The following is a 22,800-nucleotide window of genomic DNA, read 5'->3' as shown; positions in this document are numbered from 1 at the left end:
GCCGTGATTGGTGCGACATCGTCAGCAGAGGCGTCGCGTCGCGACGGAGTCACCTCACCCGGGACGCCTCTGCTCGACATCCGGAACCTGACGGTCGCCTACGCGCAGGCGGCACCGAGTGTCCAGGACGTGACGCTACGGGTCGAACCAGGTGAGATTCTTGGGCTGATCGGGGAAAGCGGCAGCGGCAAGAGCACGGTCGCCATGGCCGCGCTGGGCCTGCTGCCCCGCGATGCCCGAGTGACGGCCGATCGGTTCGATGTCTGCGGTGTGGACCTCCTCTCGACCTCGTCGCGACAGCTGACCATGCTGCGTGGCAGCTCCATAGCGATGGTGTTCCAGGACGCCATGGGAGCCCTGGACCCGTGCATGCGAGTGGGCGCCCAGATCGCGGAGGTGGTGAAGCGCCATCAGCGTCTCAAGGGCGCGGCTTGTCGCCGCGAGGTCCTGGATCTGATGTCCCGGGTCGGCCTGCCAGATCCCGAGACCAGAGCCCGCCAGTACCCGCACCAGCTTTCGGGCGGGCTACGCCAGCGTGCCGCGATCGCGCTCGCTCTCGCCGGCAAGCCGAAGATCCTTCTCGCGGACGAGCCCACCACGGCACTTGATGTCACGGTGCAGGCCGGCATCCTTCGACTCTTCCGGCGAATCCGCGATGAGCTCGGGGTCGGCATCGTGCTCATCTCTCACGACATGGGAGTGATCGCCCAGACCGCTGACCGGGTCGCGGTGATGCTCGACGGCAAGGTGATCGAGCAGGGTACAGTCGAGAACGTCCTGCTCAGTCCGGAGACGCCCTACGCGCGCAAGCTGCTTGAATCCGCACCGACCCTGGACACGGCGAAGACCCGGACCGGCGCGGACACGTCGGACGCCGGTGTCCGGAACAGCCCACCTGACCGCGCCGACCTGATCACCGTGGCCGGTGCGACGCGATGCTTCCGATCGAAGGGCCGTCGCGTCACCGCCGTCGACGAGGTCTCCCTGACGGTCAAGCAGGGCGAGGTGCTGGGCGTCGTCGGCGAGTCCGGCTCGGGCAAGAGCACGCTGGCCAAGCTGCTCGTACACCTCGACACGCCAGATGAGGGCGCGTTGGCGATGGAGGGGATCGAGTACGCCAAGCTGGGATCACGAGCCCGCCGCTTCCGGGAAGCGGTACAAATGGTCTTCCAGCATCCGGCGGGCTCGCTGAATCCACGGCTCAAGGTCGGCACCTCGATCAGGGAGCCGATGCGTTCTGTGCGGGCGATGAATCGGGGCGAAGCCGGCGACCGGGTGCGAGAGCTCCTGCGTGAGGTGGGCCTGCCGGAGTCGAGCGAGCATCGGTTGCCGCACGAGTTCTCCGGTGGACAGAAACAGCGCATCGCGATCGCCCGAGCGCTGAGTTGCTCACCGAGGGTCGTCATCCTCGACGAGCCCACTTCGGCGCTCGACGTCTCGGTGCAGGCACAGGTGCTGGACCTTCTCGATCGGGTCCGGCGTCAGCACGATCTCACGTATGTGTTCATCTCCCACAATCTTGCCGTGGTCCGTGCGGTGAGCGACCGCGTCGCGGTCATGTACGCCGGTCGGGTGGTCGAGGTGGGCGACGGTGAGACCATCTTCGCGAACCCTCGGCACTGGTACACCCGTGCTCTCCTCGCGGCCGTCCCGTCGACGGACCCCCGCAACCGGGACGACCCCACGGACGAGGCGGCCGGCGTCGACGGTCGCGCGAGGACGCCGGCACCCGTGTCGGTCGACGCTGCCGCCTGTGCGTTCGCCACACGGTGTCCTCAGGCACAGCGACGGTGTTGGACCGAGGTGCCGTCGCTGACCGTCGTCCACGGCGGGCAGCAGGTGGCATGCCACTTCCCGCATTTGGAGAGCACCACCGAGCCCTTCGAGGACTCGACCACTGCGGGCGGCGATCGCACGGGGAGGGTGTCGTGGTGACCGAGCTCATGGATCTCGACGCGCTCGCGCAGGCACAGCTCGTCAAGCGGGGTGAGGTCTCCGCTGAGGAACTGGTGAGAGCCGCCATCGGTACGATCGAGGCACGCGACGGTGCGGTGAACGCGGTCGTCCATCAGCGGTTCGAGCAAGCGATCGACGAGGCCAGGCAGCCCAGGAGCGGTCCGTTCGCGGGGGTGCCGACGCTGGCGAAGGCGACCGATGGGCTCGCCGGTGCGCCGGCATACCTCGGCTCGCGTTATCTCCAGAAGTTGGGCAGGGTCTCGGTCGAGGACTCGGCAGTAGTTGGTCGGCTTCGCCAGGCCGGCTTCATCGTCCTGGGGCAGAGTGCCGCTCCGGAGTTCGGCCTTGTCTCGGTCAGCGAGACGGCGATCCACGGCATCACGCGTAACCCGTGGGACCTCACCAGAACCTCGGGCGGATCATCCGGCGGGGCGTCGGCGGCCGTCAGCGCGGGAATGGTGGCTGTCGGTCCGGGAGGTGACGGCGGTGGCTCGATCCGGATGCCGGCAGCGTTCTGCCACCTTGTAGGACTGAAGCCGAGCCACGGTCTGGTGCCGGGCCGGATCACCAAGGGAGACCGCTGGGGACACAGCGTCCCGGCCGCCGTCACCCGAAGTGTCCGGGACACGGCGGCCCTGATCGAGTTCCTGGCCGACCGGCCGCACCGGAGTCCACGGCTTCCGGCATTTGCACATGGTGACCTGAACGAGGCGGTTGCCGACATCGACTCGCAGCCCCTGCGCATCGGATTCGTCCAGAGCGCACCCGCCCACTGTGCCCAGGTCGATCCCGAGGTCCGAGGCGCGGTCGAGTCGATGGCCGTGCTGCTGGAGTCGATGGGCCACCGCGTGGAGGAGGCACACCCGGCTGGTCTCTTCGACCCGTACGTCCTTGAGGCGTTCTTCGACACCCTCAGCGTCACCGTCGCGCAGTCGGTGGAGGAGTTGGCGGCGGAGGTCGGAGCGCCTCCCGGTCTCAACGAGTTGGACCCGATCACCAGATACTGGGAAGAACGCGGCCGTCAGCTGAGCGGGCTGGAGTTGGCTGACGAGCTCTCCTGGCAGCAGGGGTACAGGGCCCAGATGGGCCACTGGTGGACAGACTTCGACCTGCTTCTCTGCCCGGTTTTCGCCACGCCGGCGCCGAAGGTGAGCTGGCCCTGGACCGAACCGGACGGCATCAAGAAGTCGGTCGACGTGCTGACCTTCACCGCACCGTTCAACACGACAGGGCAACCGGCGATATCGGTGCCAACCGCCCTGACGGAGAATGGGTTGCCACTCGGAGTTCAGTTCGTCGCCCAGTTCGGTCGGGAGGACGTGCTGCTCCGCGTGGCACGCCAAGTGGAAGTGGCCAGACCGTGGAACTCGATCGCGCCACGATTTCGGTGAGCCGGCCGGATCATGGGACTGCCACGGGGGCACCGAGACAGGCTGACGTGGCCGAGCGTCGGGTACGGAGAGGACAGAATCTGATGTCAGTCGTGAGAGGGGCGGCGGGTAGAGGACGGCTCCCGTCCAAGCGCGCGAAGCTGAGCAGGGAGGACATCATCGTCGCGGCGCTGGAGATGTCGGACGCCGCTCCTGACCTGGACGCAGTTACCATCCGCAGCCTCGCCCATCGCCTCAACGTCGGGACGATGACGCTCTACGGCTATTTCAGGAGCAAGGAGGACCTTCTCGACGCCGTCGCGGACCACGTGATGGGTACGCTCCGAATGCCTGACGTACCGGACGAATCGCCCGGAGAAGCGATCCGAGCCGTCGCCGATGCCTTCCTGGATCTCATGAGCGAACATCCGAGTGTCGTAGCCCTGCTCGCGACCAGGACGACCCGTAGTCGCGATTCCATGCGCGTGGCGATGGAGGCGGTGCTGCGCCGGCTCGTCTCGGCCGGGCTTCCGGCGCCGCTGGCCACTCAGTGTTACGGGTTTCTGATCCAGCACGCGATCGGCTATACGACATACCGCGCCCCGCGACCGTGGGGATGGGCGTCGACTCCCGAGGTGCAGGAGCTACGACGGCAGCAGGAACACTTCTACGCCGCACTGCCGGTCACGGACTTCCCACTGGTGGTGGAGTGGGCCAGCGAACTGGTTCTGCTTCCCGCCCAGGAGACCTACAACTTCGCAGTCGACGCTCTCGTCGCGCGGGTCAACCAACTCGTCGCACAAGAGATCTGACTTGCCTGTTGCCTCGCCAGTCAGCGCCCGGCCTGAGTTCCACTCGGTGAGCCAGTGGCAGTTCGACGCCACGACCGGCGAGTGGCGTGTCGGGCCGGCGAACAACTGAATCCTCGATTCCGCGGATCGCTCAGCGCCGCGCATGTGACGGCCACCGACGCCAGCGGCGGCACGGGCACGCTCAAACGTGCCCTCTTCGAGCGGGTGTACCCGGCGGGAGTTGGCCGGCATCCCGCTCTCCGCCGGCACCGCCACCGTCGTCACCATTCGGGCCGCGTCCGGCAACAGATACCTCGTCGTCGACGACCTCGCGCTCGTGCGGACGGACTCACCGCCGGTGACCCCGCCGCCCACCACCCCGCCGGGCCCGGCCTCGTGCGCGGTCAGCTACACCCAGACCGGGCAGTGGCAGGGCGGCTTCCAGGTGAGATCAGACCCATGCCCAGGTCGGCCGCGTTCGGAGGCATGGCCGACCACCCCTCCAGGCCGGGCGCCGCGGGGATGATGCCGCCGACCATGCCGCGTCCGGTGTCCCGGCCGGTGTAGTCGCCGAAGAGGACCTCGCCTTCGAGGTTCATCGGGATCGCCTCGGCTGGATACGCGTGGCCCGACCGGCGTGCCGAAGCCCGCTTCCTCGCTGCGGACGTGGCGAGCGAACCCGAATGAACCGTTACAACTTTCGATTGAGGCGTTGGTCGATGTCAAGTCGGATCCGGATGGGCTGCCGCGTCGCTGGCGACCCGCCCGGCAGCCTGTGCTGTCTGCGGGATGCGCAAGTCAGACGCCTTCAGGTCCTGCTTGACGGCACGGATGGCCGCGTGCGAGCCTAAGCCGTAAACGGAACGCATTCCATATTATGGAACGGCTTGGTGTTCATGATCGAGTACCCGGGATCCTGTGATGTACCGGCCGATGCCGCGTCGTCCGACGAGAGCTCGCGACTCGGGTGGTGGCCGAAGGTGGCAGCCATGCGAGTCGCCCAAGCCTGGGGAGATGGACGGTGACTCCGTCGGTGTCGGTTCGGATCCCACCCTGTGTGTCCGTGCCGGAACTGGGCCGGGTGGCTCAGAAGTGCGAGGCGCTTGGTTACACCGGCGTGTGGTTTCCTGATTCGCAGTTGCTGTGGCGGGACCCGTACCTCGCCGCGGCCCAGGCACTCCTGCAGACGAGCAGCCTGACCGTGGGCATCGCCGTCTCGACCGTCGCCACGCGGCACGTCTCTGTCGTGGCCGGTCTGCACCGGACTCTTGCCGAGTTGGCCCCCGACCGGTTCAGGCTCGGACTGGGGACTGGTAGTTCGGCGACCGGCACGGTGGGTCTGCCGCAGTCGCGTACCGCAGAGGTGCGCGCGGCAGTCGAGGCCATTCGTCGTCTGGGTGCGGGCGAGTCGCACGACTTCGGGGTCGGACCGGTGCGGCAGGTGGGCAACGTCCCGATCTCGGGGCTCTATCTCGCTGCGACGGGCCCCCGGAATCTTGCCCTGGCGGGTGAGTTGGCCGACGGGGTGCTGATGCTCAACGGCGCCGACCAGGCTGCCCTCCAGGCAAGCCTGCGCGCCGTCGAGGCGGGGGAGTCTCGACGCCCGGTGGGCCTTCGACCGCTACGACGCACGGTCACCTCGTTCTGCCTACCGACCGTGGCGCCGGAGCGGGATGCCCGCCGACTCAAGCCGCTCTGCGTGGCGATGGCCCAACAACTTGGCGGTGGGTCCGCTCTCGCATCGGCCGGCGTGCGGGTCTCCGACGAGCCGCCGTCCCGTCCGGTGTACCCGGACCTGGTCCATGCCGAGGACTGGGACTCTGCGGTGGAAGCGGTCGATCATCTGGTCAGCGATGAGGACGCACTCGTCTTCGCCCGGCGGTTCTGCTTCTTCGGCGGGCTCGACGAGATCAGGCAGCAGTTGCGGTCGTTACGCGATTGCGGGATCAGCGAAGTGATGCTTCAGCACGTGGGGAGCTTCCAGATCCCCTTCGAATGGCTCGAACAATGCGCCGAGCTCAACGACGATGCGAGGCGAGGATGACCAGCCCAGACAAGGTCGTCGTGCGGTCAGCAGCCGAACGACTGGCGTCGGCGATCGCCGACGGCCGCCCCTGCGCACCGGTACGTGACCTGATCGTCGCCGACGACACCACGGTCGCCGTGGAACTTGCCTATCGAGTGCAGCGGCGGATGGTGGAGCAGCGGGTGGCCGCAGGCGCGCACCTCGTCGGTCGCAAGATCGGACTGACCAATCCGAGAGTGCAGGCGCAACTCGGTGTCGACCAACCCGATTTCGGCGCGCTGTTCGACGACATGGTGTGTCCGCCGGACTCCACCGTCGATCTCGGCCGGCTGCTGCAGCCGAAGATCGAGGCTGAGATCGCGATCGTCCTCGGTGTCGATCTGGTGACGAGTCCGAGGTCGGCACCGATCAGTGCGGCCGACGTGGTCGCGGCGACCGACCACGTGCTTCCCGCCCTGGAAATCGTCGACAGCCGCATCGCCGGGTGGGACATCGGCATCGTGGACACCATCGCGGACAACGCCTCGTCAGGACTGTTCGTGTTGGGCCGCGACAAGGTCATGGTCGATTCCGTCGACCTGGCAGCAGTCGAGATGACGATGACGTCGGACGGTCGCGTCGTGTCGACCGGCTGCGGCGCGGACTGCCTCGGAAGCCCCTTGGCGGCGGTCGCCTGGCTGGCGAACGCGGTGGGCGATCTCGGCGAGCCGTTGCGAGCCGGCGAGGTGGTGCTCTCCGGCGCGCTCGGCCCGATGGTCCCCGTCACGCCGGGAGCGACCTTCAGCGCCGACATCACCGGGGTGGGTCAGGTCAGCGTCTCGTTCAGCGGTGACACGGAGCGGAGGACCAGGTAGTGGACAGAACCAAGGTGGCGATCATCGGATCGGGCAACATCGGTACCGATCTGATGATCAAAGTGATGCGATTGTCCGAGGTGCTGGAGGTCGCCGCGCTGGTCGGGATAGATCCGGAATCCGACGGTCTGGCCCGGGCCCGGAGGTGGGGAGTCCCCACCACGGACGAAGGCGCGGCAGGTCTCGTCCGCCTTCCCGGCTTCGATGACATCCAGATCGTCTTCGACGCCACGTCGGCGAAGGCCCACATCGCGAACGCGACGGTACTGGCGCCGTTCGGCAAACGTCTCGTCGATCTCACCCCTGCCGCCATCGGCCCGTACGTCGTGCCGGCAGTCAATCTGGCGGCGCACCTGGACGCGCCGAACGTCAACATGGTCACGTGTGGGGGGCAGGCGACGATTCCGATCGTGGCGGCCGTCTCCGCGATCGCGCCGGTGCACTACGCGGAGATCGTGGCCTCGATCGCGTCCAGGTCGGCCGGTCCCGGGACCCGCGCGAACATCGACGAGTTCACCGAGACCACCCGGTCGGCGATCGAGCAGGTCGGCGGCGCGGCCCGAGGTAAGGCGATCATCGTCCTCAACCCGGCCGAACCACCTCTGATCATGCGGGACACGGTCCTGTGCCTGACCGATCGACTGGACACCGCGACCCGCGACAAGGTGACCACGGCGGTCGAGCAGATGGTCGCCGACGTCGCGGCGTACGTACCGGGGTATCGGCTCAAGCAGGCGGTGCAGTTCCACGACCTCGACGCCGCCGCGGACGTACGCACCCTCAACCCGGACCTTCCGCCGGGGGACCGGACCCAGGTCAGCGTGTTCCTTGAGGTCGAGGGGGCCGGACACTACCTGCCTGCGTACGCCGGCAATCTCGACATCATGACGTCGGCCGCGCTGCGAGTGGGCGAACGGCTGGCCGACCCCGCCGGGCGGAGCGGGGCACAGCCCGTGGAGGTCCGATGAGTGACAGTCCCCTGACCCGCCCGCAGCCCGACCTCCGGTCGCCGAGGGTGTACCTGCAGGACGTGACGTTGCGCGACGGCATGCACGCCGTCCGGCACCGCTACACCCTCGACGAGGTCACCGCGATCGCCGCCGCGCTCGATGCGGCCGGCGTCGACGCGATCGAAGTCGCGCACGGCGACGGCCTGGCCGGCACCAGCCTCACCTACGGTCCGGGTGCGCACACCGATGAGGAATGGCTCGGCGCTGTCGGCGCGGTGGTGAAGAATGCCCGGCTGACGACGTTGCTGCTCCCCGGGATCGGCACCATCGAGCATCTCGAACGCGCCCACGAGCTCGGCGTGACCTCTGTTCGGGTGGCCACCCACGCCACCGAGGCGGACATCGCCGCCCAACACATCGGCAAGGCACGTGAGCTCGGCATGGACGTCGCCGGCTTCCTGATGATGAGCCATATGGCGCCGCCGGCGGAGTTGGCGAGGCAGGCCAGGTTGATGGAGTCCTACGGGGCCCATTGCGTCTACATCACCGACTCCGGCGGCCGGCTCACGATGAACGACGTGCGCGATCGGGTCCACGCGTACCGCGACCTCCTCGACGCCGCCACCGAGATCGGCATCCATGCCCATCAGAACCTGTCTCTCGCCGTCGCGAACAGCGTGGTCGCCGTCGAGAACGGCGTCACCCGCGTCGACGCGTCACTGGCCGGTATGGGTGCCGGTGCCGGCAACTGTCCCATCGAGCCGTTCGTCGCCGTGGCGACGATGCACGGATGGCGGCACAACTGTGACCTCTTCGCGTTGCAGGATGCCGCCGACGACCTCGTCCGGCCCCTGCAGGACCGTCCCGTCCAGGTCGACCGGGAGACCCTCACTCTCGGATACGCCGGTGTGTACTCCAGCTTCCTCCGCCATGCCGAACGCGCCGCCGCTGACTACGGCCTGGACACCCGCGACATCCTCGTGGAGATCGGTCGCCGCGGGCTGGTCGGCGGCCAGGAAGACATGATCGTCGACGTGGCGCTCGACCTGGGGGGAATCGGCAAGGAGCCGGCCCGAATTCGACCCGCACAAGCACCCCACGGCCAGGACCTGCCATGACAAACATCGACGGGAGCGCCAACACCGACATGTTCGATACTGACGTGCTCGTGGTCGGAACCGGACCAGCGGGTGCCACCTGTGCCCTCGCGCTGGCCACGTACGGCATCGGCGTCCGGGTCGCGACCAGGTGGAACTGGCTCGCCAACAGCCCTCGGGCGCACATCACCAATCAACGAGCGCTCGAAGTTCTTCGCGACCTGGGGGTGGAAGAGCAGGCGACGGCGGTCGCCACCCAGTGGAGTTCGATGGGCGAGATGGTGTTCGCCCCGAGCCTGACCGGACCGGAGATCGCCCGCCTGCGGACGTGGGGAACGGGGGAGAACCGGCTCAGCGACTACCTTCAGGGCAGTCCGTGCCCACTGCTGGACATTCCCCAACCGTATCTGGAGCCCGTGCTGGTCGAGAACGCGGCAGCCCGTGGTGCCCAGGTCATGTTCAACACCGAGTACCTGTCGCACCGCCAGGACGACACCGGGGTGACGTCGGTGCTGCGAGATCTGTTGACTGGGCACGAGTACACGGTGCGCAGCCGGTACCTGTTCGGTGCGGACGGGGCTCGCTCGACGATCGTGGACGAGTTGGGTCTACCCATCGAGGGAACGATGGGCCGTGCCGGGACGGTGTACGCGCGCTTCACGGCCGATCTGGCACGGTACGTCGCACATCGTCCGGGAATCCTGCACCGCATCATGATCCCGGCGTTCGGCGAGATCGGACTGAACACCCTGCGCGCCGTTCGACCGTGGCACGAATGGATCGCGGGTTGGGGCTATGACCTCGACGGCCCAGAGCCGGATCTCCGCCCAGCGGTGGTGCTCGACCGTATCCGATCCATGATCGGTGACCCGAACGTCGAAGTCACCATCACGGATGTCACCCGGTGGCAGGTCAATCAGGCATGGGCGACCCGCTACGACGAGGGGAGGGTGTTCTGCGGAGGGGACGCTGTGCACCGACATCCGCCATCGAGCGGACTCGGATCCAACACCTCGATCCAGGACGCGTTCAACCTCGCCTGGAAACTCGCCTACGTCGTCAAGGGCTGGGCCGACCCGGGACTTCTCGACACCTACTCGCCGGAGCGCGTGCCCATCGGTAAACAGGTCGTCGCACGCGCCAACCAGTCCCGGATGGACTACGGGTTGCTCAACGAGGTCATCGGATCACATGACAGCGGGTCTGCCCAGGCTCGCCTGCGGCTCCTGGAGGACCCCGGCCCGGACGGGGTCGCTGCCCGGGAGGCACTGGTGGCCGCGGTGGAACGCAAGAACGAGGAGTTCAACGCCCACGGCACAGAGCTCAACCAGCGGTACGAGTCCACAGCGGTACTGGTCGATCCGAACGCTCCGCAGGAGCAGTGGAGCCGAGACCGCGGACTCTACGTGCAGGCGACGACCCGCCCCGGGGCGAAGATCCCGCACGTGTGGCTCATCGACGAGACCGGTCACAAGCGCTCCACCCTCGACGTCGTCGGTAAAGGCTCGTTCACCGTCGTCACCGGGCTCGCCGGCCATGCCTGGGCCGCAGCCGTCCGTAAGCTCGCGCTGCCGTTCCTGCGTTCGGTCGTGGTCGGCGAGCCGCAGACCCGGGACTCCTACCATGACTGGTTCCGGGTGCGGGAGATCGCCGAAGCGGGCGTCCTGCTCGTGCGTCCCGACGGGTACGTCGCCTGGCGGCACGTGCGGCCGGCACAGGACGACGCAGAGGCCCTGATGTTGCTGGAACGGGCGTTGACGGCGGTGCTCGGTCAGTCGGCGGCACAGGACAGCTAGACCGCCGGACGGTGGCGTCGAGGCTTCCTCGGCGTAACGAAACGGAATCCTTGACGCCACTGACCTGCAATGACATGCTTCAGATCACAACGGAACGCGTTCCGCTATATGGAATGGAGGCGTCATGGCGCACCTCGTAGGTGGCGTGGCCGCTTCGCACAGCACCTTGATGAACACCGACTTCGACCGTGTCGTCGACAGGACCTCGGCCCAGGCGTTCCGGGACGCCCTCGGCAAGGGCCGCAGCTTCCTGACCGAGCTGAAGCCCGACGCGATCATCTACATCGGCTCCAACCACTTCCGCGGCTTTTTCCTGGACCTCCTGCCGGCATTCTCGATCGGCGTGGGGAAGGTCGCAGGTTCCGGCGAGAGCGGAACGCCGAAGGGCCAGTTGCCGACCGACCAGACCCTGGCGCGTCACCTCCTTGAAGGGCTCACCGCCCGCGACATCGACATGGCCTTCTCGATCGACATGACCATCGACCACGGCATCACCCACGCGGTGCAGCACCTGTCACCGTCGCCGGAGATTCCCGTCGTACCGATCGTGATCAACATTTTTGCTCCGCCGTTGCCGTCGATCACCCGATCCGCCGCACTCGGACGCGCAATCGGCGAAGTCGTCCGGGCACTGCCTGGTGATCAACGGGTCGCGGTGGTGGGCTCCGGCGGGTTGTCCCACACCCTGCCCTGGCCGGACTGGCGTCACCCGGCCACGGAGCAGGACCGATTCCTGGTCGAGGCGTGGCTCAACGGTCGCTCGGATTGGCAGCGGTACGAGGCGCAGCGTCGCGAACTGATCCGGTCCGCGGACGCTGTGATCAATCCCGAGTTCGACGCCCGCTTCCTGTCGGCTATTGCCGAGATGGAGGCGTCCGAACTCGCCGCGACGTTCGTCGATCTGGATGCCGAGGCCGGTAACGGCGGCGCCGAACTGCGCAACTGGATCGCCACCCGCACGGCGGTCGGGCCAGCCGACGTCGACGTGATCGGCTACTGGCCCATCGCGGAGTGGCTGACCGGAATGGGCGTCGTCACGTTCGCCAGCCGCTCCTCCTGATCTCGGCTATCCATCAGCGCCGAAAGGGAGGACGACACGGGCGTACCGGGCGCGGGTGACGCCTCCGCCGGTCACGACGGTCGGGACTGAGGCACGATCGGTTCCGGCCGGAGGGATTCGACTACGAGATGGGCGAAACGATGGACACGGCGATCGACAAGGCACTCATCATCCTGGAATCGCTTGAGACCGGGCGTAACCGCTGCTCCCTGGCCGAGATCGCGGCCCGTACCGGCATGCCCAAGCCGACCGTGCATCGGATCCTGGCCATCCTCGAACGGCGGGGTTACGTGCAGCAACTGTCGTCCCGGGAGTACACCCTCGGCCCGAAGATCATCGCCCTCGGCATCTTCGCGGGTGGCAAGGACGCCATGGTCAGCGCCGCCAGGCCGGTGCTGGACCGCCTCGTCCTCGCCTGCCGCGAGACCGTGCATCTCGGCGTGCTGTACCAGACCCAACTGCTCTATCTCGACCGCCGCGAACCGGAAGACACCGCCGTGCGTCTGGCCCGTCTCCCCTCGCCGCTCACCTCCCTGCACGCCAGCGCCAGCGGAAAGGTCCTGTTGGCGTTCGGCGAACCCGATCTGCTCGACCAGGTGGTGACGGCAGGACTCGTCGGTTACACCGAGAGGACGATCGTCGACGTCGACCGGCTGAGGGCTGAGCTGGAGCGGATCCGGGTCAACGGTTACGCCGTCTCCGAGCAGGAGCGCTACGAGGGAGTGCGTGCGGTCGGGGTTCCGGTGCGGCACAGGTCCGGTGCCGTGGTCGCGGCGCTCAGCGCCGCAGGCCCGGTGCAGCGCTTCGACCAGGCCCGCGTGGAGCACGTACGCACGCTGCTGACCAAGGCGGCGGATGAACTGTCGCTGTCGTTGCACTGACGGCCGGATACGAAACGGAAGGAGGCCGCCATGGAACTCGGCTTGGACGGGCAGGTCGCCGTGGTCGCTGGCGCGACCGGTGCCCTCGGCACCGCGATCGCCGAACGACTCGCGCGCGAAGGCTGCCGCCTCGTGTTGCTGGGCCGCAGCGAAGCCGCGCTGCGGGAGGTCGCCGCACAGATGTCCGTACGGACGACGCCGGTCGAGATCCGTCAGTGCGACCTCATGGATGACGCCGCGACGTTCTCCGCCCTCGATGCGATCACCGCCACGCTGGGCGGGATCGACGTGATCGTGAGCGCCGCCGGGTCGACCCGCCGGGTGCCGCCGGAGGCGCTCACCACGACGGACTTCGCCGACGCCATGACCAACAAGCTCCTCATCAACGTGGCCTTGATACTCGCCGGCGCACGGGTGATGCGGGGCCGAGGGGGCCGCATCGTGGTGGTGTCCGGTGTGGGTGGGGTCCAACCGATGGACGTCCACCTGCCGGGCGGCGCCGCCAACGCCGCACTCAACCTCTTCGCCAAGGGCTACGCCCGGCTCCTGGCCAACGACGGCGTCCTGGTCAACGTGGTCAACCCCGGCGCCATCGAAAGCACCCGCCTGGAGGGGCACCACGCGGCCCGTGCCGCCGCAGGTGGCATCTCCGTCGAACAGGCACGAGCCGAGCTCTTCGCCGATATCCCGCTCGGACGAGCCGCCCAGGTCGACGAGGTGGCGGACGTCGTGCTCTTCCTCGCCTCGCCCAGAGCGTCGTACCTGTCCGGCGCGCTGATCAACGTGGATGGCGGGCAGGTGAAGACCACATGACCGAGACGTCCGCAGCGGTGCTGGCCCACCTCGCCCACGCCGCCGCTTCGCGAGCCGGCGCGGCGACGCTCGACCGGGCGAGAGAACATGTGATCGACGCCCTCGCGTGCGCGACCGCTGCTGTCGACACGGAATCCGGCCGCCACCTGCTGCGGACGCTGCACGCGGCAGACACCGTACCGGGCGGGCGGTCCGACGCCTCGGTGGCATGCGTGGCCGCAGCGATCGGTTGCCTCACGCACGTCGAGGAGTTCGACGCGCTGCACGACGCGAGCGCGACATGTCCGGGGCTGTGTGTGGCACCCGCGGTGGCGCTCGGCATGGTCCGGCCCACCACGATCGAGCAGACCCTGCGCGCGGTCGTCGCCGGCTTCGAGGTTGCGGTCACCGCAGCGCACGCGGCCGACGGCCCCAGCCTGTACCAGGCGAGGCTCTGGCCCTCTTCCCTGTTCTGTCGGCTCGGCGCCGCAGCAACGTCCAGCCTTCTGCTCGGCCTCGACGTGCGAGACACCGCGCACGCGATCGCCGTCGCCGCCTCGACCGGGTTCACCCTGCTCCCGACGATCACGGACGCCCACTATCTCGTCGGCGGACTGAGTAGCCGACTCGGAATGGAAGCGGCCCTGGGCGCCGCGAACGGTGTGCACGGCCCGCTGGCCGTGCTCGACGGCGAGGGTGTCGCGCTCGACCGGACGGACATGGACGCCCGAATGGCCGTCGTGGACACCACCGACTGGATCCCCGCCGTCGACGAGACATCCTTCAAGCGCTACCCGTGTGCCCGTCCACTCCACGCCATGGTCGATGCGCTGATGGAACAGCCGGCACGGGCGACGGACGACGTGACGCAGGTGGAGGTGACGCTGCCGTCTCAGGTGCGTTCCTTCCTCAACCAGCAAGATACCCCGGACACCATCAGCGCCCGACGGTCGAGCGTTGTCTATGTCGCGCGACTCGCGCTGGCCGGGCTCGCCGCCACTCCGGCCGCGTACCGCCGGGTACCGGCCGATCTTCCTCAGCCCAGGGTGCTCCTGCAACCACCCGTCAGCTCGGTCGACCGGCTGTACCCGGCATCCTGGCCGGCGCTGGTCGCCGTCGAACGCCGCTGCGGGCGGGAGGAGACGTTCGTACCAGCGCCCGCAGGCGCCGTGGGACGACCGTTCTCCGACACCACGCTGGCGGTGAAGTGGGACTCGCTCCTGTCCAACGGCGACAGTTGGGCGGCCACGCTCCTGGCCATGCCACTGGATGCGCCCGCCGGAGCGCACCTGATGCCGTCGGCGCTGGCAGAGGCGGTGCTCCATGCCTGACCTCTGCCCACCCCGATCGGTTGTCTATCTGTGCCCGGGATCCCGCTGCGACATCGTCCCGTACACCTACTACCGGCACGCGCCACCCGGTCTGCTGCTCGATGTGCGGCATCAGCAGGTTGCCGGCTATCAACCGGAGATCGGTCGGGAGATCCTGCGCCACACCATGCGTGAGCTGTCCGTCGACCCGGACACCACCGCCGGCGTCGTGCTCGGTGGAAGCGCATTCAGTCTCTCGTACCGGTTCGACGATCTGAAAGCCGAACTGGCAACGATCAGCGCCCGGCTCGGCGTACCGGTGATCACGGACATGGTGGCCGTCATCGACCAACTACGTCGGCACACGACAGACCGAGTCGTGGTGGCCCACCGGCTGGCCGGAGTCTCCGACGATGCCCTCGTCACTTTCCTCGACTCCGCTGGCCTCACCTGCGTGGACGTGCTGGCACGACCCGCAAGCATGACCGACAACGCAGAGACAACTCTCGTCGACGGTGCCCGAACAGCCCGAGACCTGACGGCGACCGCGATCTCGCGGTTCCCGGACGAACGAGCCCTGCTACTCCTGGGCGGATCCTGGTGGGTCGAGCCGGCAGCGGAACTGGCCCAGCGAAACAAGTGGTGCTTCGTCAACAACGTGACCGCTGTCGCATCCGCCCCGGACTTCAACATGAGAGGCAACCAACAATGAGTATCTGGGCGACCATTGGTCGGATCCCCTTCGAATTGTCCTACGTAAACGTGGACGGTGTCCGGACACGGGTCCTCAAAGCAGGCTCCGGACCGGACGTGATCTGTCTGCACGGCACGAGTGGACACCTGGAGGCATTCACCCGGAACATCGAAGCCGCAGTGAACGCCGGCTTCACCGTCCACGCGCTGGACATGCTCGGACACGGCTACACCGACAAGCCCGATTTCGACTACACACCTCCCCAGCACGTCGATCACCTACGCGCCTACATCCGAACCCAGGGTCTGGATCGGCCCCACCTGATCGGGGAGTCACTCGGCGGATGGGTATCGGCCTGGCTGGCTGCCGACCATCCGGACGAGGTCGGACGACTCATCCTGGTGGCCCCGGGCGGCACCGCTGCCACGCCCGAGGTCATGGCCAAAATCAAGCAGAGTACCGAGGCGGCCGTGTTGAACGCCTCACTGGACCGCACCCGGCAACGACTCGAACTGCTCATGCACGACCCACGGCAGGTCACTGACGAACTGGTCCAGGTTCGCCATGCCATCTACACGCAGGACGACTTCCGTACCGCCCTTGCGCACATCCTCTGCCTGCAAGACCTTCCGACCCGCACGCGATACCTGCTCGACAAGGAGCGGTTGGGGCGTATCAGCACCCCGACGTTGCTCATCTGGGGGCGGCAGAACCCGTTCGGCAAGACGGCGGAAGCCTTCTTCATCCGTGACTCGATTCCCGGCTGTCGCCTGGAGCTCTTCGACGAGTGCGGCCACTGGCCGCAGTACGAGAAGGCTGACCAGTTCAACGACCTGGCGTGGCCGTTCCTGACGGGGGACGGGGGGCAGCACTAGTGGTGACACAGCTCGCCGAATCCCGCCCGGTGACTCCACCCTCCCGCTGGGCGACGGTACGGAACCAGCTGGTGCAGCGACAGCGGTTGGTGCTCGGTACCGCAAGCGTGATCGCCTTTCTCACCACGTGGCAGATCGCGGCCGACCAAGGCTGGGTCAACGTCCTGTTCACCAGCTCACCCCTGGCCATCGTGCAGGCCGGGCAGGACATCTGGTCCAACGGCCAACTGGCGCTCAACTTCAAGGCCAGCGCGGAGCTGTTCGTCCTGGGCTTCCTGCTCTCCGTGGCCATCGCGATTCCGCTCGGCATCGCGATGGGCTGGTACCGCTGGTTCGACGCGATCGTCGACCCGTTCGTGTCCATCCTCTACGCCACCCCACGGATCGCGCTGATCCCACTCGTCCTCGTGTGGGCGGGGATCGGATTCGAGTCACGACTCATCGTCGTCGTCCTGGCCGCCGTCTTTCCCCTCCTCATCAACACCATCGCAGGGGTCCGAGCGACCGACCCGCAACTCCTTCGCGTCTCACGCAGCTATCTCGGAAGCGACCTGGCCATCTTCCGTACGCTGGTGATCCCCAGCGCAATTCCCTACATCATCTCGGGCCTGCGCCACGCGATCAACCAGGCCCTGATCGGCGTGGTGGTCGCGGAGTTCTTCGGCGGCAACATCGGCCTCGGCGCGATGATCACCAGCGCCGGCCTGGAACTACGGACCGACATCGCCTTCGTGGGCGTGCTCATCATCGCCGGCAGCGCCCTCCTGCTGACGGCTCTTCTGCGCATCATCGAATCCCGTCTCACCGCGTGGCGCGAGTAACTACGCCACCCGGCCCCCATCCCCCAAGGGAGTTTCGTGACATGTTCGCTCAAAAGTTTCGCCGGTCCTCCATCGCCATGTCCGCCGCCGTCCTGCTCGCCCTCACCGCCTGTGGCGGCGACTCGGGTGACCAGCCAGCGGACGGTTCGCCGCTGAAGATCAAGATCGGTGTCGCCGCACCGACCGCGGAACAGTCCCTGCCAGCCGTGGCTCGCGATCTCGGCATCTTCACCAAGCACAACATCGACGCCGAGATCGAAATGATTCCCGGCGGGCCGCAGATCACCGCCGGCCTCGTCGGCGGAAGCCTCCAGTTCGGGGTCTACTCGGCACCGGCACCCGAGGTCGGGGCGGTGCAGGGCGCACCCATCAAGTACATCGGCACCTGGTCGCACCGGGCCAACCTGGGCCTGGTCGTCGCGCCCGGCATCAACAGCGTGCAGGACCTGGCCGGGAAGGCGGTCGCGGTCTCCTCACCCGGCACCACCACCGCCATCTACACCGACATGCTGCTGCGTGAAGCCGGTCTCGACCCCGCGACCGGCGTCGTACGTCGTAACGTCGGAGGGCAGAGCGCCGCCCTGAACGCGTTCGTGTCCGGACAGGTCAGCGCAGCGATCTTCGGCGCACCGGTCACCTACACGGCGCTGGCCAATCTGCCCGGAGCGAAACTGCTCATCGACTACGCGGAACAGGACTTCTCCTGGCCCTACGCCGGTGTGGTGGTCACCAACGACTACGCGGACCGCAACGAGACGACGGTGAGGGCCGTCATCGCAGCCCTCAAGGAAGCCGCCGCCGCATACCAGGACCCCGCCAACGAAGGCCGGATCATCGACATCATCGCCACCTTCACCGGCACCTCCGACAAGGAACTGGTCAAGCGGAGCTTCGACGTCGCCGTCGCCCAGATGGACCCGGCGCTGACACCGAGCCTCGCCGACCACAAGAACGTCATCGAGCAACTGGCCCACACCACACCACAGGCCTCGGGTTTCGATCCCGCCAAGGTCTTCGACGTCACCTTCACGGAGTAGCCACCGATGCCCACCACCAGTGACAGTGACCTCCCCGCCGACCTCGCGCTCGATGTCCGAGATGCCACCAAAACCTTCCAGCAGCCCGGCGGCCAGCCGGTGCACGCACTGCAAGACGTCTCTCTCGCCGTGCGTCCCGGCGATTTCGTCACCCTCCTCGGCCCGTCCGGCTGCGGCAAGTCGACCCTGCTCAACGCTATCGCCGGACTGACGTCCCTCACCTCCGGAAAGATCGTCGTCGCCGGGCAGCCCGTACGCGGTCCAGGTCTCGACCGCAGCGTCGTGTTCCAACAGGCCTCGCTCCTACCCTGGCGCACCGTGCGCGGCAACATCGCCTACGGCATGGAACTACAGCGGGCCGTCAAGAAGAGCGAACAGACCGAGCGCACAGCTTGGGCGATGGACCTGGTCGGACTGACGGAGTTCGCCGACCGATTCCCGAGCCAACTCTCCGGAGGCATGCAGCAGCGTGTGAACCTGGCCCGGGCCCTCGCCACCCGGCCCAAGGTCCTGCTCATGGATGAGCCGTTCGGGGCGCTGGACGCGATGACCAAGGCGCGGCTGCAGATCGAGGTGTCCACAATCAGCAGGGACACCGGCGCCACGGTCCTGTTCGTCACCCACGACATCGACGAGGCTCTGCTGTTGGCTGACCGGGTGGTGGTCATGTCACGGCGGCCGGGGCGTATCTCCCGCGTATTCGAGGTGCCGGAGAAGCGCCCCCGCAACGAGGAGTTCCTGGAGACGAAGGCATTCGTCACCTTGCGCCGCGAACTACGACTATCCATCGAGGACAGCTTGGTCGAGCAGGATCGCGAGCCCTCGACACCGAGCGTGCGATCCTGAGAACACCGGTGGCGAACAGGGTCCGGAGCGGCTCAGGGCGGCCACGGATAGGCCGCCCTGAGCCAGCCGTGGGAAGGCGCGGCGACCGACCGATGACGGTGATCCCGGGAAGGACCACCTTCATGCCGGGGTTCTGCGTCATCTCGTTGCACCGCAACGGATCCGGGCGCGTCCGGACCATTTCGCCGCTGTACTGACCGACGTGGATGGTCGTTTCCTTGCTCACGTCGGATTCGGCGGTGTTGCCGACGTCGTACCACTGGCTGCTCATCACCGTGAACACGCCTTTTTCGCCCTCGGGAAACATGATCAAATATGGCCCGGGGGCGTCCTGGGCCTGAGCCGCCGTGACCGCCCGGTCGATCGAGATTGCCGTACCGCTGCCGGTGCTGGCGCCCTGGGGGTCACTTGCCGTGCAGGATGGGCAAGGGCCGGACCCGCAGCCAGTCCTCGGCCGACTACGACGATCGCTCCACTGGACAGGTCGTCGGCGACTGCGGCGAGGTTCGCCACCAGGATCGCGACGATTTGTGCGGCTCGACGACCGCTGATCCGCCGCACCAGCAACACGGACGGTTCGCTGGCCCCGGAGGAGGCCAGCAGAGTGCCGAAGTCGGTGTCTGCGGAGATCAACACTCGCTGTTCCTGGCGTGCCCGATCCAGCACAATCTCATCCGGCGCCGCTGCCAGGCCGTAGTCCCTGAGGTGCTCGGCATCATGCCCCTGAGCGCGCAGACCTGCGGCAACCGCTGGCGACAGGTTGTTGTCGATCAGGAATCTCATGCCGCGTGATGTAGCGGCAGCTCCCGCTCCCGGACAGCCTCGGCGGCGAAGCGCAGCGCTTCCCAGACGTCTTCAACGGTCAGGTCTGGCAGGTCTGACACGATCTCGTCTGCGCTCATGCCGTCCGCGATCATTGCCACGACCGTCGCGACCGGGATGCGTAGCCCACGGATGCACGGTGCACCGCCCATCTGGGCCGGGTTGACGGTGATCCGTTCGAAGTTCATGACGGCATGGTAACCCGTCGTGACCTTAGGGCAGTCCGGCGAGCGGGTTCCGCAACGTCGCCCTACAGCTTGGGTCCTCCGAGGCCTCGATGCTGGTCCGGACGCTCAACGAGCGGTGCAGAGGCCGGGTCGCGATACGGGTTCATTTTGGTCATAATTCCAACCGGTCGCTAAAATGGCTGCCATGGAGACCATTCCGATCACCGAAGCCAAGGCCCGGATCGCCGAGCTTGCCGACCGGGTCGCTCGGGAGCACGACCACTTCACGATCACCCGCAACGGACGTGCCGACGTGATGCTGATCTCGGTCGCCGAGTACGAGTCGATGCGAGAGACGCTCGACCTGCTCTCCGACGACGAGGCCCTCGCGGATCTGCGCCAGTCGCGGGAGGATTTCGCGGACGGCGACACGTTCTCGATGGACGAGGTTCGCGCCGAGCTGGAACGGCGTCGCGGTAGGGCGGCCTGATGCCTCCGCAGAGCGGGCGACGGGACGACACGCGCGAGGCGACCAGCCCGTACACGGTGATGTTCTCCCGGCAGGCCCGCCGCAACCTGCACGAGGAACTGCCGCTGGAGGTCGCGGTCGCGGCGACGGAGACCATGCAGCACGCGATCGCGGTGAACCCCTATCGGGCTGGTAAACCACTCGACGAGCCCTTCGACGGCTTTCACTCCGCCCGCCGCGGCACGTACCGGATCATCTACCGGATCAACGAAGCCAAACGCGTCGTGGAGATCCACTCGATCCGCCACCGACGCGACGCCTACCGCTTCTAGGCCACGGTTGGAATCGCGCTTCATCGGGCTGGCCTGCCCATTCGCAGCCGTAGCGGCCACCGGTGATGGTCACCGACTGGTTCGCATGGTGACGCCTCCGGCCCACGCGTGGTCGGACCGTGCCGCACCCTGTGAACCCATCCGCGATGCCACGTTGCCCTGCTTCAGGCGCGGATGGCGCCGCTGCAAGTAACTGAGCGAATACACTCAGCTACTTCTCAGGTGGGTCCGGTAGCTTGTGTCGCGGCACCATCCACTATGGACGGCGTTGGTCTCGTTGCGGCACAAGGGATTTCGGCGCCGGAGACTCTACTCCGAGCCGTGTGCCGCGCTTCCGGTCGGAACGTCCGATCGGTGGTTCTCGAAGGAGTGTGCATGCCCGCTACTGCCGATCTCACCAAGCTCGTCGACAAGGCCTACCAGGACAAGAACCTCACCGAGATCGTCGACGCCCCGGTGTCCGCTCTGGCCGGGGTCAGCGAAGGTGACGCCAAGCTGCTCAAGGAGGCATTCAACATCACCACCGTCGGCGATCTGGGACGCAACCCGTACTTCCGTACCGCTAGCGCCCTGGTCGCCCTCACCGGCGTGAAGTAGCGGCATCCAGCGGATGCCCGTCGGTCGGGCAGGGACCGACCTGTCGGGCATCCGCGCTCCTGCCCGCGTCGCCGGACGTGGGCCACCTGATCGATCGTCTCGTCACGCCGCCGTGAGTGCCGGAGATCGCCTGCGGGGCCTGCTCGACGGTGTCGTTGTCGCGGCGTAGCCGGACCCGGGTGATGGCGCGTCCGGTCACCTCGGTCACCTCGACAGACTATCTCGGCACCCGGACGATCTCGCCCGGTGCGGTGGGATGCGACCGAGGTGCGCCAGCATCAGGCCGGCCACCGTGGTGTAGTCGCCCGTCTCGGTGTGGGCGTCGAGGGGCCCCAGGATGTGGGTGCGCATCTTAAGATCATCGCCTGGTCTCGGAATCGGGGGGGATTCCGTGCGGCGAATCGCGGTCGTTGGTGCTGTTGCTGTGCTGCTGCTGGCGGGGTGCAGCGGATCGCCGGTGCAACCCTCGAGCAGTGGTGCGTCGATAGAAGTCTGCTGTGGTGGCCACGTCCTGTGCCGTCAGGACCGGGTAGAAGCTGGTGACGTTCATCGAAACCTCCTTTACGTACACTGTGCATGTAACACGGTGCACGATGCATACGCTGCGCACGTAAAGGAAGGTCCATGCCTCGCGCCTCTGCGGCTGCCGCCGCCCGGACCGCCCAGCAGGTCCTCGATTCGGCGATCGACCTCTTCGCTGCCAAGGGTTTCGCAGACGTCTCCCTCGACGACGTCGCGCGATCCGCAGGAGTGACGCGGGGCGCGGTCTATCACCACTACCGGAACAAGCCGGGGCTGTTCCGTGCTGCCGTGGCGCAGCTCCAGGCGCAGGTCGCCGAGAGGGTGGTGGGGGCGGCCGACCGGGCCGGTGATGACCCCGGTGAGCAGCTGCGGGCGGGTTCGCATGCGTTCCTCGACGCGATCACCGCCACGCATGCCGTCCGCATTCTGCTCGTCGACGGTCCAGCCGTGCTGGGGTGGGAGCACTGGCGCCTGCTCGACGCGGAGAACTCCGCCGCTCACCTGAGTGAGGCTCTCCGTGCGGCGGGCGTGCCGGACGGGCTCCTCGGCGCGTTGACGGCGCAGTTGTCCGGAGCGATGAACGAAGCCGCGCTCTGGATCGCGCGACACGACGATGCCTCGACGGCGCGCGAACAGGCGCACGCGGCCCTGGCCCGGCTCCTGACCGCCGCGCTCACGTGAGGGCGAGCGGCGACTCAAGCCAACGAGTAGTTCGGGAAGCAGACCTTTCGGAAG

General features: G+C 67.4%; 25 protein-coding genes. 21 read left to right on the top strand and 4 right to left on the bottom strand.

From position 1 onward, the window contains the following. Nucleotides 1-3: 3 nt before the first annotated feature. From ID554_RS07010 to ID554_RS07000, 3 genes are all read left to right on the top strand, one after another. The gene (locus ID554_RS07010; RefSeq protein WP_117228550.1) at nucleotides 4-1,935 is read left to right on the top strand and encodes a dipeptide ABC transporter ATP-binding protein; all 1,932 of its coding nucleotides are present in this window, start codon (nucleotides 4-6) and stop codon (nucleotides 1,933-1,935) included. Then, complete coding sequence (locus ID554_RS07005) at nucleotides 1,932-3,347, top strand: amidase (RefSeq protein ID WP_117228599.1); 1,416 nt, start codon at nucleotides 1,932-1,934, stop codon at nucleotides 3,345-3,347. The genes ID554_RS07010 and ID554_RS07005 overlap by 4 nt, the downstream gene beginning before the upstream one ends. Before the next feature lie 92 nt (nucleotides 3,348-3,439). Beyond that, nucleotides 3,440-4,138, top strand: a complete 699-nt coding sequence (locus ID554_RS07000; RefSeq protein WP_158573745.1) for a TetR/AcrR family transcriptional regulator — start codon at nucleotides 3,440-3,442, stop codon at nucleotides 4,136-4,138. Nucleotides 4,139-4,521: 383 nt separating this feature from the next. On the opposite strand, the gene ID554_RS06995 is transcribed toward ID554_RS07000, so the two are convergent. Continuing rightward, nucleotides 4,522-4,716: a hypothetical protein gene (locus ID554_RS06995; RefSeq protein WP_117228548.1), complete on the bottom strand. Its 195-nt coding sequence runs from the start codon at nucleotides 4,714-4,716 to the stop codon at nucleotides 4,522-4,524. A gap of 464 nt (nucleotides 4,717-5,180) precedes the next feature. On the opposite strand from ID554_RS06995, the gene ID554_RS06990 reads away from it, so the two are divergent. The 14 genes from ID554_RS06990 to ID554_RS06925 all read left to right on the top strand — a co-directional run bounded on the left by ID554_RS06990 (nucleotide 5,181) and on the right by ID554_RS06925 (nucleotide 19,156). Next, entirely contained in the window at nucleotides 5,181-6,161 is a 981-nt protein-coding gene (locus ID554_RS06990; RefSeq protein WP_158573744.1) for an LLM class flavin-dependent oxidoreductase, read from the top strand. Then, nucleotides 6,158-6,997, top strand: coding sequence for a 2-keto-4-pentenoate hydratase (locus ID554_RS06985; protein ID WP_117228546.1), 840 nt, complete (start codon nucleotides 6,158-6,160; stop codon nucleotides 6,995-6,997). The genes ID554_RS06990 and ID554_RS06985 overlap by 4 nt, the downstream gene beginning before the upstream one ends. Nucleotides 6,998-7,050: 53 nt before the next feature. Beyond that, complete coding sequence (locus tag ID554_RS06980; RefSeq protein ID WP_396888538.1) at nucleotides 7,051-7,965, top strand: acetaldehyde dehydrogenase (acetylating); 915 nt, start codon at nucleotides 7,051-7,053, stop codon at nucleotides 7,963-7,965. Then, nucleotides 7,962-9,065, top strand: coding sequence for a 4-hydroxy-2-oxovalerate aldolase (dmpG, locus tag ID554_RS06975; RefSeq protein ID WP_117228544.1), 1,104 nt, complete (start codon nucleotides 7,962-7,964; stop codon nucleotides 9,063-9,065). The genes ID554_RS06980 and dmpG overlap by 4 nt, the downstream gene beginning before the upstream one ends. Continuing rightward, on the top strand, nucleotides 9,062-10,840 hold the full coding sequence (locus tag ID554_RS06970; RefSeq protein WP_191088734.1) for an FAD-dependent monooxygenase: 1,779 nt from the start codon (nucleotides 9,062-9,064) through the stop codon (nucleotides 10,838-10,840). Before dmpG ends, ID554_RS06970 begins: the two co-directional genes overlap by 4 nt. Nucleotides 10,841-10,964: 124 nt before the next feature. Beyond that, complete coding sequence (locus tag ID554_RS06965; protein ID WP_117228543.1) at nucleotides 10,965-11,900, top strand: DODA-type extradiol aromatic ring-opening family dioxygenase; 936 nt, start codon at nucleotides 10,965-10,967, stop codon at nucleotides 11,898-11,900. Between the two features lie 128 nt (nucleotides 11,901-12,028). Further along, complete coding sequence (locus tag ID554_RS06960) at nucleotides 12,029-12,781, top strand: IclR family transcriptional regulator (protein ID WP_117228542.1); 753 nt, start codon at nucleotides 12,029-12,031, stop codon at nucleotides 12,779-12,781. A 30-nt stretch (nucleotides 12,782-12,811) separates the two neighbouring features. After that, nucleotides 12,812-13,594, top strand: coding sequence for an SDR family oxidoreductase (locus ID554_RS06955; RefSeq protein WP_117228541.1), 783 nt, complete (start codon nucleotides 12,812-12,814; stop codon nucleotides 13,592-13,594). Continuing rightward, nucleotides 13,591-14,904 (top strand): MmgE/PrpD family protein, encoded by a 1,314-nt coding sequence (locus tag ID554_RS06950; RefSeq protein WP_117228540.1) that lies wholly within the window; start codon nucleotides 13,591-13,593, stop codon nucleotides 14,902-14,904. Before ID554_RS06955 ends, ID554_RS06950 begins: the two co-directional genes overlap by 4 nt. Next, nucleotides 14,897-15,595 (top strand): aspartate racemase/maleate isomerase family protein, encoded by a 699-nt coding sequence (locus ID554_RS06945; protein ID WP_117228539.1) that lies wholly within the window; start codon nucleotides 14,897-14,899, stop codon nucleotides 15,593-15,595. The genes ID554_RS06950 and ID554_RS06945 overlap by 8 nt, the downstream gene beginning before the upstream one ends. Continuing rightward, nucleotides 15,592-16,452 (top strand): alpha/beta fold hydrolase, encoded by an 861-nt coding sequence (locus ID554_RS06940; RefSeq protein WP_117228538.1) that lies wholly within the window; start codon nucleotides 15,592-15,594, stop codon nucleotides 16,450-16,452. The genes ID554_RS06945 and ID554_RS06940 overlap by 4 nt, the downstream gene beginning before the upstream one ends. Before the next feature lie 29 nt (nucleotides 16,453-16,481). Continuing rightward, complete coding sequence (locus ID554_RS06935; protein WP_147333466.1) at nucleotides 16,482-17,273, top strand: ABC transporter permease; 792 nt, start codon at nucleotides 16,482-16,484, stop codon at nucleotides 17,271-17,273. 41 nt (nucleotides 17,274-17,314) lie between these two features. Next, nucleotides 17,315-18,310, top strand: a complete 996-nt coding sequence (locus ID554_RS06930) for an ABC transporter substrate-binding protein (protein WP_117228536.1) — start codon at nucleotides 17,315-17,317, stop codon at nucleotides 18,308-18,310. A 6-nt stretch (nucleotides 18,311-18,316) separates the two neighbouring features. Continuing rightward, nucleotides 18,317-19,156: an ABC transporter ATP-binding protein gene (locus tag ID554_RS06925; RefSeq protein WP_117228535.1), complete on the top strand. Its 840-nt coding sequence runs from the start codon at nucleotides 18,317-18,319 to the stop codon at nucleotides 19,154-19,156. 309 nt (nucleotides 19,157-19,465) lie between these two features. Here the strand turns inward: ID554_RS06925 and ID554_RS32960 are convergent, their stop codons facing one another. Both ID554_RS32960 and ID554_RS06915 read right to left on the bottom strand, forming a co-directional pair. After that, the gene (locus ID554_RS32960) at nucleotides 19,466-19,939 is read right to left on the bottom strand and encodes a DUF5615 family PIN-like protein (RefSeq protein WP_199489202.1); all 474 of its coding nucleotides are present in this window, start codon (nucleotides 19,937-19,939) and stop codon (nucleotides 19,466-19,468) included. Continuing rightward, nucleotides 19,936-20,166 (bottom strand): DUF433 domain-containing protein, encoded by a 231-nt coding sequence (locus tag ID554_RS06915; protein ID WP_117228534.1) that lies wholly within the window; start codon nucleotides 20,164-20,166, stop codon nucleotides 19,936-19,938. Before ID554_RS06915 ends, ID554_RS32960 begins: the two co-directional genes overlap by 4 nt. Before the next feature lie 184 nt (nucleotides 20,167-20,350). Between ID554_RS06915 and ID554_RS06910 the strand changes: the two genes are divergently transcribed. From ID554_RS06910 to ID554_RS06900, 3 genes are all read left to right on the top strand, one after another. After that, nucleotides 20,351-20,635, top strand: a complete 285-nt coding sequence (locus tag ID554_RS06910; RefSeq protein WP_117228533.1) for a type II toxin-antitoxin system Phd/YefM family antitoxin — start codon at nucleotides 20,351-20,353, stop codon at nucleotides 20,633-20,635. Beyond that, a complete protein-coding gene (locus tag ID554_RS06905) occupies nucleotides 20,635-20,946 on the top strand; it encodes a type II toxin-antitoxin system RelE family toxin (protein ID WP_117228532.1) in 312 nt (103 codons plus the stop codon). Before ID554_RS06910 ends, ID554_RS06905 begins: the two co-directional genes overlap by 1 nt. A 375-nt stretch (nucleotides 20,947-21,321) precedes the next feature. Next, nucleotides 21,322-21,543, top strand: a complete 222-nt coding sequence (locus ID554_RS06900; protein ID WP_117228531.1) for a hypothetical protein — start codon at nucleotides 21,322-21,324, stop codon at nucleotides 21,541-21,543. A gap of 358 nt (nucleotides 21,544-21,901) precedes the next feature. On the opposite strand, the gene ID554_RS06895 is transcribed toward ID554_RS06900, so the two are convergent. Then, on the bottom strand, nucleotides 21,902-22,093 hold the full coding sequence (locus ID554_RS06895) for a hypothetical protein (protein ID WP_147333465.1): 192 nt from the start codon (nucleotides 22,091-22,093) through the stop codon (nucleotides 21,902-21,904). Between the two features lie 74 nt (nucleotides 22,094-22,167). Here ID554_RS06895 and ID554_RS06890 point away from each other — a divergent pair, with 74 nt between their 5' ends. Next, nucleotides 22,168-22,746 (top strand): TetR/AcrR family transcriptional regulator, encoded by a 579-nt coding sequence (locus ID554_RS06890; RefSeq protein ID WP_117228529.1) that lies wholly within the window; start codon nucleotides 22,168-22,170, stop codon nucleotides 22,744-22,746. The last annotated feature ends 54 nt before the right edge of the window (nucleotides 22,747-22,800 follow it).

This window comes from Micromonospora craniellae (assembly GCF_014764405.1).
Lineage (GTDB): Bacteria > Actinomycetota > Actinomycetes > Mycobacteriales > Micromonosporaceae > Micromonospora > Micromonospora craniellae.
This window is presented reverse-complemented; position numbering and strand designations above follow the sequence as displayed.

Coding starts and splice junctions, on each gene's coding strand:
- ID554_RS06980 (WP_396888538.1), top strand. CDS start 7,051: ATGATCAAAGTGATGCGATTGTCCGAGGTGCTGGAGGTCGCCGCGCTG.
- ID554_RS06915 (WP_117228534.1), bottom strand. CDS start 20,166: ATGAACTTCGAACGGATCACCGTCAACCCGGCCCAGATGGGCGGTGCA.
- ID554_RS06945 (WP_117228539.1), top strand. CDS start 14,897: ATGCCTGACCTCTGCCCACCCCGATCGGTTGTCTATCTGTGCCCGGGA.
- ID554_RS06995 (WP_117228548.1), bottom strand. CDS start 4,716: ATGAACCTCGAAGGCGAGGTCCTCTTCGGCGACTACACCGGCCGGGAC.
- ID554_RS06925 (WP_117228535.1), top strand. CDS start 18,317: ATGCCCACCACCAGTGACAGTGACCTCCCCGCCGACCTCGCGCTCGAT.
- ID554_RS06955 (WP_117228541.1), top strand. CDS start 12,812: ATGGAACTCGGCTTGGACGGGCAGGTCGCCGTGGTCGCTGGCGCGACC.
- ID554_RS06985 (WP_117228546.1), top strand. CDS start 6,158: ATGACCAGCCCAGACAAGGTCGTCGTGCGGTCAGCAGCCGAACGACTG.
- ID554_RS06890 (WP_117228529.1), top strand. CDS start 22,168: ATGCCTCGCGCCTCTGCGGCTGCCGCCGCCCGGACCGCCCAGCAGGTC.
- ID554_RS06905 (WP_117228532.1), top strand. CDS start 20,635: ATGCCTCCGCAGAGCGGGCGACGGGACGACACGCGCGAGGCGACCAGC.
- ID554_RS06895 (WP_147333465.1), bottom strand. CDS start 22,093: ATGAACGTCACCAGCTTCTACCCGGTCCTGACGGCACAGGACGTGGCC.
- ID554_RS06900 (WP_117228531.1), top strand. CDS start 21,322: ATGCCCGCTACTGCCGATCTCACCAAGCTCGTCGACAAGGCCTACCAG.
- ID554_RS32960 (WP_199489202.1), bottom strand. CDS start 19,939: ATGAGATTCCTGATCGACAACAACCTGTCGCCAGCGGTTGCCGCAGGT.
- ID554_RS06940 (WP_117228538.1), top strand. CDS start 15,592: ATGAGTATCTGGGCGACCATTGGTCGGATCCCCTTCGAATTGTCCTAC.
- ID554_RS06970 (WP_191088734.1), top strand. CDS start 9,062: ATGACAAACATCGACGGGAGCGCCAACACCGACATGTTCGATACTGAC.
- ID554_RS06965 (WP_117228543.1), top strand. CDS start 10,965: ATGGCGCACCTCGTAGGTGGCGTGGCCGCTTCGCACAGCACCTTGATG.
- ID554_RS06930 (WP_117228536.1), top strand. CDS start 17,315: ATGTTCGCTCAAAAGTTTCGCCGGTCCTCCATCGCCATGTCCGCCGCC.
- ID554_RS06950 (WP_117228540.1), top strand. CDS start 13,591: ATGACCGAGACGTCCGCAGCGGTGCTGGCCCACCTCGCCCACGCCGCC.
- ID554_RS06910 (WP_117228533.1), top strand. CDS start 20,351: ATGGAGACCATTCCGATCACCGAAGCCAAGGCCCGGATCGCCGAGCTT.
- dmpG (WP_117228544.1), top strand. CDS start 7,962: ATGAGTGACAGTCCCCTGACCCGCCCGCAGCCCGACCTCCGGTCGCCG.
- ID554_RS06960 (WP_117228542.1), top strand. CDS start 12,029: ATGGGCGAAACGATGGACACGGCGATCGACAAGGCACTCATCATCCTG.